Below are 16,117 nucleotides of genomic sequence, written 5' to 3'. Positions count from 1 at the left end.
GAGCTTAGCGCGGCGGCAGGTCGAACGTGTCGGTGCGCCGCTGATCAGAGCTTTGGATGAGGTCGTCGCTGCGTGCCGGACGCGTCTGGACGGGGGCTTGGAGAAGGTCGCTCGGCGACGGCGTCGCTTTCGCACCATAGGGCGCGGCCGGCAGCGATGCCGTCGCCGCGGGTTTGAGCCCCTCGCGCGCGCCGCAGCCTGCCAGGGCGAGCCCGCCCATCAACGCAAATGCCAGCACCACCAGTCGCTTCATCGCCCTTCCTCCTGACGGCTCTTGCGCGCCGCCGCGATCGCCTCGCGCACCCGCTTGGGCGACGTGCCGCCAAAGCTGGTACGGCTCGACACCGAAGCGTCGACGCTGAGAACGCCATATACGCGCTCGTCGATCCGCGAGTCGATTTCCTTGAGTTGGGTGATCGATAGCTGATCGAGACGGATGCCCGCCTGTTCGGCCATCGCCACCGCGCGCCCAGTGATGTGATGCGCCTCGCGGAACGGGATACCACCCTCGCGCACCAGCCAGTCGGCCAGGTCGGTCGCGGTGGAGAAGCCCGCCTCGGCCGCCGCGCGCATCCGCTCCAGCCGGAAGGTCGCACTCTCGACCATGCCGGTCATCGCCGCGATCGACAGGCCGAGCAGGTCGTGCGCCTCGAACACCGGCGGCTTGTCGTCCTGCATGTCCTTCGAATAGGCGAGCGGCAGGCCCTTCATCGTGATCATGAGGCTGACGAGCGCACCGGTGATCCGCCCCGAATGCCCACGGACCAGCTCGGCCGCGTCGGGATTGCGCTTCTGCGGCATGATCGAGCTGCCGGTCGACCATTGGTCGCTCAGCGAGACGAAACCGAAGGGCTGGCTCGCCCAGATCACGAACTCCTCGGCCAGCCGGCTGAGGTGCAGCGCGGTCTGCGACGCCGCGGTGAGATATTCGATCGCGAAGTCGCGGTCGGAAACCGAATCGAGCGAGTTGCGCGTCGGCCCGTCGAAGCCGAGCGCCTTCGCCGTCGCTTCGCGGTCGAGGTTGAAGCCGGTGCCGGCCAGCGCCGCCGAACCGAGCGGGCAGAGATTGAGCCGCGCCCGGGCATCGGTGAAGCGCGAGCGATCGCGTCCGATCATCTCGAAATAGGCCATCAGGTGATGGCCCAGCGTCACCGGCTGCGCGACTTGCAGGTGCGTGAAGCCCGGCATCACGCTGTCGGCATGTTCCTCGGCGCGCGCCAGCAGCGCGTCCTGCAGCGCACCCAGCGCCGCCTCGGCCTGGTCGATCGCGTCGCGCACCCAGAGGCGGAAATCGGTCGCCACCTGGTCGTTGCGCGAGCGGGCGGTGTGGAGCCGCCCCGCGGTCGCCCCGATCTTCTGCGCCAGCCGCGATTCGGCGAGCATGTGGATATCCTCGAGCGCCAGGTCCTCGGGCACGCCCTCGGCCTCGAAATCCGCCGCGACCTCGCCCAGGCCGGCATGGATCGCCGCGGCATCCTCGGCCGCGACGATGCCCTGCGCGCCCAGCATGGTCACATGTGCCTGGCTCCCGCGCAGATCCTGGCGCCACATTCGCTTGTCGAAGGGAATGGATGCGTTAATCTCGCGCATGACTGCAGACGGGCCTTCGGCGAAGCGCCCACCCCACATGGCATTGGAGCTGTCCTTGCGCTCGGCTATCTCACTTCTCCTGCTCGGCACCCTGATGATCGCGGGGTGCGATAAGCGCTCCGGGCCCGGAAGCCAAGCAAACGAAACTATGCCGGCGGCCAATGCGGCCGCAGGTGCCCCTGCGGCGGCGGAAGCGCCCGCCGACAAGGGCAAGGTCGACCGCAGCCACAAGGGCGAGGCGGCGCCTTCGACGCCTTTCACCGATCCGGACGGCAAGAAGACGACGCTGGCCGCGTTCAAGGGCAAGCCGGTACTGCTCAACCTCTGGGCAACCTGGTGCATCCCCTGCCGCGCCGAGATGCCGACGCTGGACGCATTGGCCGGGCAGAAGGGCGATGCGCTGCCGGTGATCACGTTGAGCCAGGACTTCAAGGGACGCGAATCCGTCGATCCCTATTTCGCCAAGGCCGGCTTCAAGCATCTGAAGCCCTGGACCGACATCGACGCGGCATTCAGCCTCGGCATGGAAGCCAATTTGCCCACCACCATACTTTACGATTCCGCCGGCAAGGAAGTCTGGCGCGTCTCGGGCGAGATGGACTGGGCGGGTGCCAAGGCGGCGGCGCTGCTCGCGGAGGCGAGCTAGCTCACCTCACATCCAACCGTCATCCCCGCGAAAGCGGGGATGACGATGGTCGGTGTGGCTCTCTGCCAGTTCGACCTTGCAATGTAGGATTTCGCCTGCTCGGCTGCCGCGGTCGGAACCAATGCCGACCGCTCTTTGATACCGTAGGAAAAATAGGACCCCGCCCGCGCAAGGAAGTTGCGAGATACGCAGCGTTTGCGGGAAGTGTGTCAAATTTGGCGCCGCGAAACCCGCTCCAGGGATGAACTCTGGCGAGTCGGCGTGGCATCCGATGTAGGACTTGTGCGCCGCGCCATTCTCGGGAACACTCCCCGAAATGACAGGCGAACCCACGGTAGGCCGCGACCTTTCCGGCCCGCGCATCGTCACGCTTCCCGCCCGGCCCGAGCCGATCCGGGTCAGCGCCGATGAAACGGCGATCGTCGTGATCGACATGCAGAACGCCTATGCCTCACCCGGCGGCTATGTCGACCAGGCCGGGTTCGACATCTCCGGATCGGCGGGGACGATTCACAAGATCGCCGCGGTGCTCGACACTGCCCGCGCGGCGGGCATGCCGGTCATCTACCTCCAGAATGGCTGGGACCCCGATTATGTCGAGGCGGGCGGCCCCGGCTCGCCCAACTGGCACAAGTCCAATGCGCTGAAGACGATGCGCGCCAGGCCCGAGCTCAGCGGCAAGCTGCTCGCCCGCGGCACCTGGGATTACGAGCTGGTCGATGCGCTGGCGCCGAAGCCCGGCGACATCCGCCTGCACAAGACCCGCTACAGCGCCTTCTTCAACTCGCAGCTCGATTCGACCCTGCGCGCGCGGGGCATCCGCAACATCGTCTTCGTCGGCATCGCGACGAACGTGTGCGTCGAGAGCACGCTGCGCGACGGCTTCCACCTCGAATATTTCGGGGTGATGCTAGAGGATGCGACGCATCATCTCGGTCCGCCGATGATGCAGGAAGCCACGGTCTACAATGTCGAGAAGTTCTTCGGCTGGGTCTCCACCACCGCCGACTTCTGCGGCAGCTTCGGCCAATTGCCCCGGGAGTAAGCGCGATGCCGTTCGAACCGATCAACCCGCCCCAGTTCCCCACCCCGATCGCGCCCTATTCGGCCGGCGCCAAGGCGGGCAACACCGTCTATGTCTCGGGTGTGCTGGCGCTGGGCGAGGGCGGCATCGTCCTCCATGTCGGCGACGCCGCCGGGCAGACGCGGCACATCCTGGAAGTGATCAAGACCACGCTCGAGGCGGCCGGCGCCAGCCTCGAGGACGTGGCGATGAACCACATCTTCCTCAAGGACTTCGCCGACTATCCGGTCTTCAACCAGATCTATGCCGAGTATTTCCCCGGCGCCAAGCCGGCGCGCTATTGCATCAAGGCCGATCTGGTGAAGCCCGATTGCCTGGTCGAGATCGCCTCGGTGGCGCATATCGGCTGATGCCCGAGGCGGCTGGGCTCTATTATGAAAACCACGGCAGCGGCCCGCCGCTGATCCTCTCCGCCGGCATGGGCGGGTCGGGCAATTACTGGCGGCCCAACCTGCCCGCCTTGGCCGAGCGGCACCGGGTCATCCTCTACGATCACCGCGGCACCGCCCGTTCCGATCGCACCGTCACGCCGCGGATCGAGAGCATCGGCGAGGATATCGCCCGGCTGATGGACGAACTCGGCATCGAGAAGGCCTCGATCCTCGGCCATGCGATCGGCGGTATGGGCGGATTGAGCCTTGCGCTCGATGCGCCCGAGCGCGTGGAGAAGCTGGTGGTGGTCAATGGCTGGGGCAGGCTCGATCCCTATACGCGGCGCTGCTTCGATGCCCGGCTGGCGCTGCTGCGCGCCTATGGACCCGGCAAATATGTCGATGCCCAGCCGATCTTCCTGTTCCCGCCCCGCTGGATCTCGGAGAATCACGAGCGGCTGGAGGAAGAGGCGAGGCACCATGTCGCAGGCTTCCCCGCCAAGATGGTCGAGGCGCGCATCCTCGAGGCGCTGCAGTTCGACCTGATCGATAGGCTCGAAGCCACGCCGCTCGCCACGCCCGTGCTGCTGCTCGTCAGCGACGACGATGCGCTGGTGCCACCGGGCTGCTCGGAGCAGCTTGCGCAAGTCATGCCGCGGGCGCAGCTTGTCCGCATGCCCTGGGGAGGGCACGCCTGCAACGTCACCGATCCAACGGGCTTCGAAGCCAGGGTACTCGAGTTTCTGGGGGAATAAAAATGGAAGTCGGCGTCTTCGTTCCCATCAACAACAATGGCTGGCTGATCAGCGAGAACGCCCCGCAGTACATGCCGAGCTTCGATCTCAACAAGGAGATCGCGCTGCGGGCCGAGAAGCACGGCCTCGATTTCCTGCTCTCGATGATCAAGCTGCGCGGGTTCGGCGGCAAGACCGAGTTCTGGGAATATGGTCTGGAGAGCTTCACGCTGATGGCCGGCCTCGCCGCGGTCACCGAGAAGATCAAGATCTACGCCACTTGCCCGACGCTGGTGATCCCGCCGGCCTTTGCCGCGCGGATGTGCAACACGATCGATTCGATCAGCCATGGCCGCTTCGGCCTCAACCTGATCACCGGCTGGCAGCGCCCCGAGTACAGCCAGATGGGCCTGTGGCCAGGCGACGAGCATTTCCGCAACCGCTACCAGATGCTCGACGAATATGCCCAGATCCTGCGCGAGCTGTGGGAGACCGGTCGCAGCGACCTGAAGGGCGAATATTACCAGATGGACGATTGCCTCGTCCGTCCCACGCCCCAGGGCGAGATGAAGATCATCTGCGCCGGCTCGTCGGACGAGGGCCTCGCCTTCTCGGCCAAATGGGCGGACTATGCCTTCTGCCTCGGCAAGGGTGTCAACACGCCGACCGCCTTCGCCTTCAACAATGAACGCCTGGCGGAAGCGACGGCCAAGACCGGGCGCGACGTGAAGGTGTTCGTGCTGGTCATGGTCATCGCCGACGAGACCGACGAGGCGGCGATGGCCAAGTGGCAGTCCTACCGCGACGGGCTCGACATCGACGCGGTGCGCTGGCTGATCGACCAGGGCGCGGCCGACAAGAACAACCCGACCACCAATGTCCGCCAGCTCGCGGCGCCGGAAGGTGCGGTGAACATCAACATGGGCACGCTGGTGGGCAGCTATGAGAGCGTCGCGCGGATGCTCGACGAAATGGCCGAAGTGCCCAATACCGGCGGTGTGCTGCTGACCTTCGACGACTTCCTGGAAGGGGTCGAGAATTTCGGTACGCGCATCCAGCCGCTGATGAAGAGCCGCGCCGGGCGCTGAGCGCGCAGCCTTTCGGGCGGCAGATCGTTTCGGGGGTGGGATTTTCTCGAAGTCGGAGAAGCAAGCATGAAGAAGCTGACTTCCCTCGCCGCAATGGCGATTCTCCTCGCACCGGCGATCGCCGAGGCGCAGCAGCACCGACCGGGCGATCGTCCGCCTGGCCAGTCCGGCCAGCGACCGCCGTCCGGCGGCCATCATGGCGGTCCCGGTGGCCCCGGCGGCGGTCCGGGCCGGCCCAATCCGGGCCAGCCGGGTGTCCGCCCGCCCGCGCCGCGCCCGCCGGTGGTGCGTCCGCCGAACCCGCGCCCGCCCGTCGCACGCCCGCCGCACCGTCCCGGCATCGGGCGCCCGCCGCAGTTCCGGCCGATCCACCGCCCGCCGTTCCGCTATCCGCCCGGCTACCGCTACCAGCGCTGGTCGATCGGCGGGCTGCTCCCGCTGCTCTTCCTGTCGAACAGCTATTATTATGACGGCTGGTACGATCTCGGCCTTGGCGCGCCGCCGCGTGGGTATCGCTGGGTGCGCTACGGACCGGACCTGCTGCTGGTCAATGTCCGCACGCGCCGCGTGGTCGATGTGATCTACGGCGCCTTCTACTGAGACCCGAAAGGGCGCGGTCCGGGAGGAAACCAGGACCGCGCCCCTCTGGCACCGCGTGAACGCAGCGCGGTGCTCAGAATCGGATCGAGACGCCGCCGGTGAAGCTCTCGCGGCGGGTGCCCGAGAATTCGCCGGTATAGCCACCCTGGACGTGCACGCCCGGGGTGACGTCGAGCCCCAGGCCGAGCGCGACCCGGCCGGTGGTCGCCTTGCGGGCGACGCCATATGCTTCGATGCCGCCCGGCGCGTCCTTGAGCCCACCCCAGGCGATGACGTCGCCGCCGTTCAGCCGCTGCTGCACGCCCAGCTCGGCATAGGGAGTCACACCAACACCGCCGGCATCGAAATTGCCCGATACGGCCAGCGAGGCGCGGCCGAACAGGCTGTCCTTGTTGAGCCTGGCGACGTCGAGCGCGAAGCCATTGCCTTGCTCGCGCAGCCCCTCGCGGCTGGTGCCGACATAGAGCAGGTCGACCCGCGGGATGACCGAGAGCCTGCCCGTCCGCAGCTTGTAGTCGACGCCCACACCGGCAAGCCAGCTGGTCAGGTCATAGCTCGACTTGGCCGCGGTCGGCGCGGCTAGCAGGTGGCGCTTGGTCTCGGCCGTGCCCTTGCTCAGCGCGGCCACGCCGTGCAGCCCAAGGCCATATAGCTCGCCATCGGCGAAGATGCCGCCCGACAGATGATCCCATTCGGTCTTCGCACCCAGCCCAGCAATCGTCTGGCGAAGCTCGCCGCCGCCGAAGAACGCGCCAAGCTGCAGGCCCTGGCCAAAGCCATAGCCGATCCCGCCCTGGAAGCCCTGGCCGGCGCTGTGCGCCCTGGCCGCGCCGGTGGTGGCGTTGCCGTCCAGGTCGGCGGTACCGCCGGTGAAGCGGGCGAACGAGAAGAACCCTTCGCGCCCGATATTGGCCGCGCTGTCGGTCGACAGGCCGTCATAGAGCGCCAGGCTGTTCTCGATCCCGAGCTGCAGCGCCGAGGCATAGGCTTCGGGCGTCAGCTGGGCGAAGGCCCGTTGGTTCACCGCGCCCGCCGCATCGACCAGCACTGGCAGCGCCGCCGTATAGGCCTGTACCCCCTTGCCGGCGCCGAGCGTGGCGTTGGCATAGGCGATGCTCGCACGGGTGTTCAGTGGATAGGCGTCGCTGTTCAGGAACTCGCTCTGGATCTGCAGCTTGTTGCCGCTGGCCACGACGAAGCCGAAGATGTCGGTCGACTTGTTGATCGTGGTGAAGCGCCCCGAGATGCCGCCCGATGCCACCACCAGGTCCAGCCGCGCCCCGGGCGTGCCGTGCAGCGCGCCGGTAATGTCGATGGTGGCGCCATCGGCGATGACCAGCTTGCCCGCGATGTTGAGCAGGTCGCTCGCGGTCGGCGAAACTTCGAGCAGCAGGTTCGAGCCGGTGAGGAAATGCACGTCGCCATTCACCGTCATCGTCCCCGGCGATGCGCCCGGCGAGAGCGTGCCCCCGACCAGGATGTTGCCGTTGACCGTGCCCGCCGATCCGAAGGTGGCACCCCGGCCCACTTCGATCCCGCTGCTCGCATTGATCACGCTGCCGGCCTGGCCGATCAGGCGCCCGCCGGTCAGCGTGACCGCCGACCAGCTGCTGGTCCCGGTGGTCGAGATCACGCCACCAGCGACGTTGAGCGCCTCGAAGCCGAGATAGGCATTGGGATCGAGCAGGGTCGGTGCGGCATAGGTACCGGTGGTGTTGAAGATCAGCGTATCGGTGCCGGCGCCGCCATTGCGCATGCCGGTGATCAGCCCGGCGCCCGTGATGGTCAGATAATCATTGCCCGCACCCAGATCGAGACTGCCCTCGATCCGCCCCGCAACCACCATGCTGTCCCGGTTCGCGCCACCCACGACATTGGCCGTGAGCGTGTTGCCCGCGGTCACGTTCAGTACACCGCCGTCGATGCCGACACCATTGGCGAAGCCGGCATTCTGGTCGATCCGCAGTTCGCCCGAGATGCCGCCCGATGCCTCGAGCTGCTCGAAGCCGGTCTGGTGCAACGAACTCAACAGACGCACACTATTGTCGGCCTGGACGAGGACGAGCGTGTCGTTGCCCGCGCCGCCATCGACACCGCCCGTCACGGTCGCACCGCTGCCCAGGGTGAAGCGGTTGTCCGCACCGTCAAAGGTCACGCCGCTTGCCGAGCTCAGATGCGTGTTCGCGCCCAGCTCGAAATTGCCGCCATGCACCGCCACCGCATCGAAGCTGTAGTCACCACCGGTGAGCGCCAGCGTACCCGCGCCTTCGGAGACAAGCTTCTCGAACGAGACGATCTGCGAGGCGACCACGGTGCGGCTGTCCGCCGCGCCCGACTGGACGCGCAGCGTGTCGGTGCCCGCGCCGCCATTCACGGTGCCCTGGAACTTCACCCCCGCCGCGACGATCAGCTCATTGTCGATGGTACCGGTGAAATTGACCTGCTGGTTGGTGCCCAGATCCCCGGTCAGGGTCAGCGGCGAAGAGCCGGCGATGTTGGCGATCTCGAAACCGTACATACCGCCGATCGACGCAGCACCGTCCAGCATCAGGTTGAGCGTATCCGTGCCTGCCCCGCCATCCAGCGCCCCCTCGAGCAGACCGGACAGGTGCATCGACAACGCGTCGTCACCACCGCCCAGCGAGACGCCGCCGGTCAGCATGCCGTCGATGGTGACCGACTGGCTGCTGTCGTCGCCGATCACATTGGCGACCGAACCGTTGGTGCCCGAGAGCACCAGGTTCGCGCTCTCGAGGATCTCGATATTGTGATAGGTCTGGCCCTGGTCGAGGTTCACCGTCAGCGTGCCCGGCCCATAGGCGCCGAACGAGTTGAAGTTGACCACCGACCCCGGAATGTGCCCGTCCGCGCCGGCCAGGTTGAAGATGAAGCTGTTGTTGCCCGCGCCGCCATCGATCGTGCCGGTGACCAGACCGCCCGAGCGGGCGATGTAGCGGTCGTCGCCGTCCCCCAGCAGCACGTCGCCGGTGATCGTCCCGGCATTGATCACCGTGTCATCGCCGCCGCCCAGATCGACGGAGCCGTTCAGCTTCGCGCCGCTGTCGAGGGTCAGCTTGTCGGCCTGCCCGCTTCCATGCACCGGCGCGGTGAGCGTCACACCCCTCGCAATGTCCAGATTGCCGCCCTCGAGCAGCACCTGCTGGTAGGTCGCGTCCTGATCGACCACCAGCGCACCGGCCCCCGAGGTCGCCAGCTGCTGGAAGTTGGTGACGTTGCCCGCACTGCTCAGCGTCCGGTTGTTGGCATCGAGCTCGAAGGCGAGCGTGTTGGTGCCGCCGCCGCCATCGACCGGGCTGCCGATCTTGCCGTTGCCGCGCAGCGTCAGGCGATTGTCGCCTGCGCCGAAACGAATGCCATCGTCCGACGTGAGCGTGGCACCGGTGCCGATCGAGAGATCGCCCTCCACCTGTACGGTCTGGAAATGATAGGCTTCGCCCTGGAGCGCGAGCGTGCCCGCACCGCCGGCGACCAGCTTCTCGAACGACGTCAGCTGGCCCGCCACGATCGTGCGGTTGCTCGCCGCGCCGGTGTTGATCTCCAGCGTGTCGGTACCGGCACCGCCATTGGCGCTGCCTTCGAACACCGCGCCGGTATCGATCACGAAATGATTGTCGGCGGCATCGAAGTTGACCTGCTGCCCGGTGCCGAGATGGCCGGTCAGGGTCAGCGGCGCGGCGCCTGCCGCGTTGACGATCTCGAAGTTGAACAGGTCGTTGATCGTCGCGGCGCCGGTCAGATTCAGGTTGAGCGTGTCCCTGCCCGCGCCGCCGTCCAGCGCGCCGGCGAGCGGGCCCGACAGGTTGAGCGACAGCGTGTCGTCGCCGCCACCCAGCGAGACGCCGCCGGTGAAATCGGCATCCTCGATCGTCACCGCCTGCGCGGTGTCGTCGCCCCTGATCTGCCCGACCGTGCCCGCGCCGTCGCGCAGCGTGAGATTGGCGCCTTCCCACAGCTCGATCGTGTCATAGTCACGGTCGAGGCCGAGAGTCAGCGTGCCCTGGCCATAGGCGCCGAACGACTCGAAATTGGTGAAGCCGCCGGGGATGGCGCCGCCATTGCCGTTCATCCGGAAGACGAAGGTGTCGATACCGTCGCCACCGTCGATCGTGCCGGTCACGAGCCCGCCGTCCAGCGCCTCGTACCGGTCGTTGCCGATGCCGAGGTTCAGGCTGCCATTGATCGTGCCTGCATTGACGACATTGTCATTGCCCTCGCCCATGTCGACGTCGAAGCCGATCGTGCCGGTGTTGACCAGCGTGTCGTCGCCGCCGCCCAGCGCCACGCCGCCGACGATCGTGCCGTGGTTGGTCACCGATTCGACGCCGTCCTCGTTGCGGCTGTCGAAGGTGAAGCCATTGCTGCCCGAAGCCGAACCGACCGTGTCGCCGCCATCGATACGCAGCGCGATCGCGCGCAGGCGCAGCGACAGCTGGTCGATCGTGCCGAAGATCGAGACCGGGCCGATACCCGTGCGGCCCTCGAGCCTGGTCAGCACCTCGAAGCCGCGGAACTGGCTCATGTTGAGCCTCGGCGCGTTGCTGCCGTTCAGATCGGCCTGGATCATGTCGTCGCCGGCACCGCCATCGACGATGCCGGTGATCGTGGCGCCCGCGTCGGTGATGTAGATGTCGTTGTCGCGGCCGAGATCGACATTGCCGTCGAGCGTGCCGTAATTGGCGAGCGTGTCTTCCGCGTCGCCCAGATCGATGCTGCCGATGATCGTGCCGCGATTGGTAATCGTGTCCGCCGAGTTGCGGGTGTGGATCGCCCCGGCGATCGCCCTGTCTCCGTCACGGAAAAGGCGTAGGTTGTTCAGCCATTCGTCCTCGCCGAGCGCATAGCCGCTGCTGCCGCGGATCGTGCCGGTATTGATCAGGTTGAGGGCCGATTGCCGCTCATAGCCGCCACTGACGGCGACCGCGACGCCGCCCGCGCCAGCCTCGATCGTGCCCGCATTGGCGAGATTCGCATCGCCGCCCAGCGTCGAGCCCGAGAAATCGAACAGCACGCCATAGGATAGTCTGGTGCCGGTCTCGCCACCGATGAGCGCGCCCGAGCCGCCGGAGATCGTGCCGCGATTGGTGAGCGTGGCGCTGGTACGGGTGCCCGAGGCGACAAGGGGGAGATAGCGGTCATAGCTCGCCTGCAGGCGCACCGCGCCGGAACCCAGGTTGGTGCCGCGGATGATGTGCTCGTTCACCAGCTCGGTCTGCGGGCCGCTCATCTGCACGCCGGAAAGCCCTGCGCCCGTTGCTTCGATCGTACCGCTGTTGGTCAGCCGGATCAGGGCATTGTCCCCGCTTTCGCTGTCGAGGTTCGCCGTCATCGAGAGCGCGTAATTCTCCTCGTCATTGGCGTAGCGGACATGGCCGCTATGGCGGATCGTGCCCGAATTGACGGCATTGGCCATCACCTCGTCCGGGCCGGGACGGTAGAACATCAGCGACACGGCCGAATAACCGGCTGCGCTGCCTTCGATCAGGCCGGAATTCGCGAACTCGAATGGCCCCCGCTCTTCCCCGCCGGCCAGGATCGATATGGCGTAGGCCTCGCTCGCTCGGACTTGGCCTTCATTGACGACGCTGGAAAGGCCATCGCCATAGATGCCGATATAGCCGGCGACATTGCCCTTGTTGACGAGGCGACCGCCCGTGGGGAAATCATCGAAGCTGCGAATCCAGATGGCGATGTCGCTCGGATTGTCGATGTTGGCGGTATTCACCACCGTGCCGTCACCGATCATCATCAGCCCGTTGGTGAGCGTTTCGGGGCTCGCGAAGGTGACGACGGTATCCTTGCCCCGCGCTTCGACCCCGTGCAGCTCGAAGCCGGTGGTGTTGCCCTGGTTCAGGATCGAATTGCTGACGGTATAGGTCGCGCTCGCGCTGAATGACTTGCCATAGACGTCGTTCCCGTCGCCACCGTCGATAGTGCCGGTGACGCCATTGGTCGCCTCGGTATAGAAGAACATGTCATCGTTTTCGCCCAGCAGGACGTCACCGATGATCGTGCCCGAATTGACCACCACATCGCTTACGAAATTGTCGCTCTGATAGGCGATCTGCCGGTCTGCCACCGTTCCGCCCACGATCACCCCGGCCTGCGCGCCGCCGCCCTGGCTGAAATGGTGGATGGCGTTGCGGGTGAACAGGAAGCTGCCGGTGTTCCGGATCGTCGGCCCCACCACCGATTCGAGCCGGCCGACATTCTCGATATAGCCATATCCCTCAACGGCACTGCCGCTGGCGAGGACCGTGCCCAGGCCGCCTGCGGCCACGCCATCGCCCGTGTCGTTCTCGGTCAGCATGTTGTAGAGCTTGGCGCCTTCCAGATAGATGCCCCTGCCGCCCGCCGTCGATCCGCCATTCTCCGAGCCCACCCAGATCCTGGTCGAGTTGTAGACGCGGCCTCGGCTGGTGATCAGCTGGACCCCGCCGACCGACGGATCGGTCGAGGCGACGAGGGTGTTCCGATCGAGGAAGATGTCGCCGAGGCCTCCGACGATACCGACTCCGGTCTTGAACCGCACACGCGCGCCATCGGCGAGGCGAAGCGCGGCAGCATCGGATGCGTAGATCAGGCCGTAGCCCGCAGAGATTCCATCGACATCGGCGCCCACCACGATGTTGAGCCGCCCGTCGCCATTGCCGCCTTGCTCCAGCAGCGTGGAGCCCGGCGTCACATGGATGGCCCGCTGGCTCGCGCTATGCTGATTGCCGGCATCGAGCGCCGCACCGATATAGATCGTGCCATCGCCCGCCAGCACCAGCGGACCGGACTCCAGGTCGACCGGAGGATTGCCGCTCGAACGACCCCGGTTCTCCAGCCGCAATTCGGTGTCGTTGCCCGAGGCTTCGTAGACGGTGCCGCCCCGGAACTGTACGCCATCCGCGTTCACATATTGCTCCCCCATGCCGCTCGGCGGCGTGGTGAACACCAGGTTCGCGGTTCGATTGCGGGTCGCGCGCAGCCACACGGAGTCGTAGCCGCCGGCATTGGTGAGGGGGCCGGTGACCAGGCCGCTCAGATCGAGCCTGCCGGTATCGGCGTTGACGCGGCCGATATCCACCACCACCCGTTCGCTGCCCGCGCCGAGATGCACTTCGCGTGGCGCCTGGCCTTCCTCGAGGACCACCAGCTCGGGGCTGGACTGCGCATGGGCCGTACCGGCCAGGACGAGCGGCAGCAGGGCACTGCCGAGTAGGAGCCCCGCGCGACCCTGAAACCGGCGCGCGGACGTGCGATTCTGCAAGCTGTGGATCGATTTCACGAGATAAGCCCCTCTTTACTGGTTCGGACGGCCGGGCGCGGACGCGGCGCAGCGGCGGCTCCGTTGGGGGCTGGACGGCGCGAGAGCCCGCCCTTTGCGATCAAGCTGGATAACCGGGAGACGGAAGCGGCGATCCGGACGATGCCCGGTGATCCTGCGACGAAATGGCTACGACGAAAGCAATAGTCGGGATCGAAACTGCACGACTTCGCTCAGCCAGGCGCGCCCTGTTCAGGATTCTCGCCATGAGATCGTGCGCACCGGCACGCGTTCGAATGCGCGAATCCCTGCGCGTCGTTGCGGACTATTGCGCATGGGCGAATCTATTCTGTGCGGCGTGGGAAGATCGACACGCCAAGCGGCATGCGAATGGCGCGTCCCGCGCAAACTTCCGGTGCTGAAGGGAGAATTGGATGCCCCGTGAGGATTCGAACCTCAATTGACGGAGTCAGAGAACGTTTCTGACGCTAGGGCTCACAGGCTTTCTCGGCGTCATGTGCCATCCATGTGCCAATCAGCTTGCCAACTCAGCCTCGATCGCGCTGGCCACAACCGCATCCTGATCGATCGCTTCGAAAAGATGCCCATAGGTGTCGAACGTCACCTGGATTGAGCTGTGACCCATCCATGCCTGAACCCGCTTGGGCGGGACGCGCTGCTCAATCCATAGGGAGGCCGCCGCGTGGCGAAGATCGTGCAGGTTGTAGCCGGCGCCTTCGAGCTGGGCTTCCTTCAGCACTGGGGCGAGGATGTTGAGCGCCACGTAACGGTGCGGCATCGGCTTGCCGCCCTGTCCCTCGCGCCGGCCGACTGAAGGGAAAACCAGCCCGGCCTCTGTGGGCGGGCAAGCGAGCTTCCAGGCTTTGAGTGCCTTCACCGCGGAGGGCGGCAGAGGCACGGTGCGATGGCCGGCAGCGCTCTTCGGGTTGCCGATTGTGCCCGCCGCGTCCGCGCGCTGGTTCACGCTCACCGTCGCTGCTCTGAGATCGACAGCACCCCAAGCGAGCCCGCGAAGCTCGGACGCACGCAGACCAGCATAGAGCGCCAGCATGACCATCGGCAGCGCCATTGGCTCGGCACTCGCCTGAGCGGACCGCAGCAGCGCCTTGAGGTGCGCCTTCGAAGGGATGACAACCTTGGGCTTGTCTCGCTTCTGGCGCGCGATCCTGACGCCCTGTGCGACGTTCTGCGCGACATGACCGCGGCGCTGGGCTTCGGCCACGATCGCGGTGAAGGATCTCAGCACCCGCGCTGCCATAGGGCGCGATAGCGTCTCGACCCAATGGTCGCGGTATCCCTCGACCATCGGCTTGGTGAGCTGCGACAGCTTTCGCGCTCCGCAGTGCGGGACGATGTGCAGGCGCAGGTGCTGGCCATAAGCGGCAAGTGTCGTTGGCTCGAGCTGTTCGCGCTGGCCCCTCGCGATCCAATGGTCGCCGGCCTTTGCGATCGTGATCGACTGCGAATCGGGGGTATGGGTGCCCTGCGTCACGTCAAACGCCGCGCGCGTAAGCCACGCCTCCGCGTCTCGCTTTCGGTCGAATTGCTTGCGCCGGCGCTTGCCCGCAGCGTCGGAGTAATCGACCTGCCAGGCTGACTTTGCGGAACCGTCCGGCGCGACCCAGCTACGCTTCCGAATCGTCGCCATCGCGATCCTCGGGATAGCTTTCGAGCCACTCGCTCAAATCAGCGATGAACGGGACCGCAAGCTCCCGCCCGGTCCGCCGAAGCCAGATGTAGACACGGTTTATCACAGCGGAAACGTTGATGAGGGCGAGCCTAGAGAGGCTGAGCCCGAAGTGTTCAATGTGCTCCTTGATGACGCCGGTTCCGCCGTAAAAGAACGACTCGATTGCCGCGTCAGGAGCGTCGGGGGCCGATAGAATCTCAAGTGCGGACGGATCGAAGTACAGAAATGAGAGAAGCGGCGGGTCTTTTTCATTGATCGTTGAGAGTGCTAGCCGACCACCACTGGCAATCGGTAGCATGCCATCTTTCACGACGCCGATTGCGCGCTCTGGCGTTAGGCCGAGTTGCAGCAGCTCCAACGCGATTCCAAGCATGTAGACGTCACCAGCGCCATAGGCTGCCGTTCTGCCGCGCCCTTGCATGATTCCAGGCAGCAAGCCGAGCCGCAGCAGGGCTTTGATTCGGCCTTGGAAGGCGACGCGTTTGTCCGACGCGACCCCGTGCAGCTCCGCGAATATCGCTTCAACTTCCGAAAACCGCAGCGAAAAGGTCAATTGAGTGCCTCCGTTGAACGATATCATTCAATGCTTGACGCCAACCGGCGACAATCGTAGCAAATAGTTGAACGATATCGTTCAACGCTGTCAATCTTTGGGAATACACGAAAATGGAAAAGCTGTCAGAAGACTTGCTCAGCGGCGCCGAAGCCGCTGCTGAATATGCCGGCGTAAGCCGCAACATCATCTATCGTCTCACAGCATCCGGCGAGATCCCGGCGATCCGCAAGGGGCGACGCATCTACTATCGTAAGTCGGCGATCGAGCGAGCCTTCAGCACTGACGGCGGTAACGCCGTGCCGGCCAATGTCTGAAATGGGGGCCGAGGCAGCGGGTGGAGCCGCGCCCCGGCCATGTTCGAGAGGAAGCAATCCAATGAACATCACCACTCATACACCGCCCGCTCTCGAGCAGCAATCGGTCAGCGGGGCCGCTTCGCCGGCTGCGCAGTGGCAGAAGCTTCATGT

12 protein-coding genes are annotated in these 16,117 nt (G+C 65.9%); 7 read left to right on the top strand and 5 right to left on the bottom strand.

The window, feature by feature from the left end; translation table 11 throughout:
- Positions 1 to 4: 4 nt before the first annotated feature.
- On the bottom strand, positions 5 to 253 hold the full coding sequence (locus tag GGR46_RS16695) for a hypothetical protein (RefSeq protein WP_183999161.1): 249 nt from the start codon (positions 251 to 253) through the stop codon (positions 5 to 7).
- The gene (argH, locus tag GGR46_RS16690; RefSeq protein ID WP_183999160.1) at positions 250 to 1,629 is read right to left on the bottom strand and encodes an argininosuccinate lyase; all 1,380 of its coding nucleotides are present in this window, start codon (positions 1,627 to 1,629) and stop codon (positions 250 to 252) included. Before argH ends, GGR46_RS16695 begins: the two co-directional genes overlap by 4 nt.
- Before the next feature lie 109 nt (positions 1,630 to 1,738).
- Between argH and GGR46_RS16685 the strand changes: the two genes are divergently transcribed.
- The 6 genes from GGR46_RS16685 to GGR46_RS25735 all read left to right on the top strand — a co-directional run bounded on the left by GGR46_RS16685 (position 1,739) and on the right by GGR46_RS25735 (position 6,113).
- Positions 1,739 to 2,236, top strand: a complete 498-nt coding sequence (locus GGR46_RS16685; RefSeq protein WP_343058213.1) for a TlpA family protein disulfide reductase — start codon at positions 1,739 to 1,741, stop codon at positions 2,234 to 2,236.
- Positions 2,237 to 2,552: 316 nt separating this feature from the next.
- On the top strand, positions 2,553 to 3,281 hold the full coding sequence (gene rutB, locus GGR46_RS16680) for a pyrimidine utilization protein B (protein WP_183999158.1): 729 nt from the start codon (positions 2,553 to 2,555) through the stop codon (positions 3,279 to 3,281).
- A 5-nt stretch (positions 3,282 to 3,286) separates the two neighbouring features.
- On the top strand, positions 3,287 to 3,670 hold the full coding sequence (gene rutC / locus GGR46_RS16675) for a pyrimidine utilization protein C (protein WP_183999157.1): 384 nt from the start codon (positions 3,287 to 3,289) through the stop codon (positions 3,668 to 3,670).
- On the top strand, positions 3,670 to 4,446 hold the full coding sequence (rutD, locus tag GGR46_RS16670) for a pyrimidine utilization protein D (RefSeq protein ID WP_183999156.1): 777 nt from the start codon (positions 3,670 to 3,672) through the stop codon (positions 4,444 to 4,446). Before rutC ends, rutD begins: the two co-directional genes overlap by 1 nt.
- 2 nt (positions 4,447 to 4,448) lie before the next feature.
- Positions 4,449 to 5,513 carry a pyrimidine utilization protein A gene (rutA, locus tag GGR46_RS16665; RefSeq protein WP_183999155.1) on the top strand — a complete coding sequence of 355 codons (1,065 nt, stop codon included), beginning with the start codon at positions 4,449 to 4,451 and terminating at the stop codon, positions 5,511 to 5,513.
- 66 nt (positions 5,514 to 5,579) lie between these two features.
- The gene (locus GGR46_RS25735; protein ID WP_183999154.1) at positions 5,580 to 6,113 is read left to right on the top strand and encodes an RcnB family protein; all 534 of its coding nucleotides are present in this window, start codon (positions 5,580 to 5,582) and stop codon (positions 6,111 to 6,113) included.
- A gap of 73 nt (positions 6,114 to 6,186) precedes the next feature.
- Here the strand turns inward: GGR46_RS25735 and GGR46_RS25500 are convergent, their stop codons facing one another.
- The 3 genes from GGR46_RS25500 to GGR46_RS16645 all read right to left on the bottom strand — a co-directional run bounded on the left by GGR46_RS25500 (position 6,187) and on the right by GGR46_RS16645 (position 15,647).
- Positions 6,187 to 13,404: an autotransporter outer membrane beta-barrel domain-containing protein gene (locus tag GGR46_RS25500; protein WP_246426196.1), complete on the bottom strand. Its 7,218-nt coding sequence runs from the start codon at positions 13,402 to 13,404 to the stop codon at positions 6,187 to 6,189.
- A gap of 514 nt (positions 13,405 to 13,918) precedes the next feature.
- Complete coding sequence (locus GGR46_RS16650; RefSeq protein WP_183999153.1) at positions 13,919 to 15,052, bottom strand: tyrosine-type recombinase/integrase; 1,134 nt, start codon at positions 15,050 to 15,052, stop codon at positions 13,919 to 13,921.
- Positions 15,030 to 15,647 carry a hypothetical protein gene (locus GGR46_RS16645; protein ID WP_183999152.1) on the bottom strand — a complete coding sequence of 206 codons (618 nt, stop codon included), beginning with the start codon at positions 15,645 to 15,647 and terminating at the stop codon, positions 15,030 to 15,032. The genes GGR46_RS16650 and GGR46_RS16645 overlap by 23 nt, the downstream gene beginning before the upstream one ends.
- Positions 15,648 to 15,760: 113 nt before the next feature.
- Between GGR46_RS16645 and GGR46_RS16640 the strand changes: the two genes are divergently transcribed.
- Positions 15,761 to 15,964, top strand: a complete 204-nt coding sequence (locus GGR46_RS16640; protein WP_183999151.1) for a helix-turn-helix domain-containing protein — start codon at positions 15,761 to 15,763, stop codon at positions 15,962 to 15,964.
- The last annotated feature ends 153 nt before the right edge of the window (positions 15,965 to 16,117 follow it).

This window comes from Sphingomonas kyeonggiensis (assembly GCF_014196745.1).
Classification (GTDB): Bacteria; Pseudomonadota; Alphaproteobacteria; order Sphingomonadales; family Sphingomonadaceae; genus Sphingomonas; species Sphingomonas kyeonggiensis.
Note: the sequence above shows the minus strand (reverse complement) of the source record. Positions and strands in the feature narration are given on the sequence as shown.

Bases quoted from the DNA above. Each gene is read 5' to 3' on its own strand.
- GGR46_RS16695 (WP_183999161.1), bottom strand. From the start codon at position 253: ATGAAGCGACTGGTGGTGCTGGCATTTGCGTTGATGGGCGGGCTCGCC.
- argH (WP_183999160.1), bottom strand. From the start codon at position 1,629: ATGTGGGGTGGGCGCTTCGCCGAAGGCCCGTCTGCAGTCATGCGCGAG.
- GGR46_RS16685 (WP_343058213.1), top strand. From the start codon at position 1,739: ATGCCGGCGGCCAATGCGGCCGCAGGTGCCCCTGCGGCGGCGGAAGCG.
- rutB (WP_183999158.1), top strand. From the start codon at position 2,553: ATGACAGGCGAACCCACGGTAGGCCGCGACCTTTCCGGCCCGCGCATC.
- rutC (WP_183999157.1), top strand. From the start codon at position 3,287: ATGCCGTTCGAACCGATCAACCCGCCCCAGTTCCCCACCCCGATCGCG.
- rutD (WP_183999156.1), top strand. From the start codon at position 3,670: ATGCCCGAGGCGGCTGGGCTCTATTATGAAAACCACGGCAGCGGCCCG.
- rutA (WP_183999155.1), top strand. From the start codon at position 4,449: ATGGAAGTCGGCGTCTTCGTTCCCATCAACAACAATGGCTGGCTGATC.
- GGR46_RS25735 (WP_183999154.1), top strand. From the start codon at position 5,580: ATGAAGAAGCTGACTTCCCTCGCCGCAATGGCGATTCTCCTCGCACCG.
- GGR46_RS16650 (WP_183999153.1), bottom strand. From the start codon at position 15,052: ATGGCGACGATTCGGAAGCGTAGCTGGGTCGCGCCGGACGGTTCCGCA.
- GGR46_RS16640 (WP_183999151.1), top strand. From the start codon at position 15,761: ATGGAAAAGCTGTCAGAAGACTTGCTCAGCGGCGCCGAAGCCGCTGCT.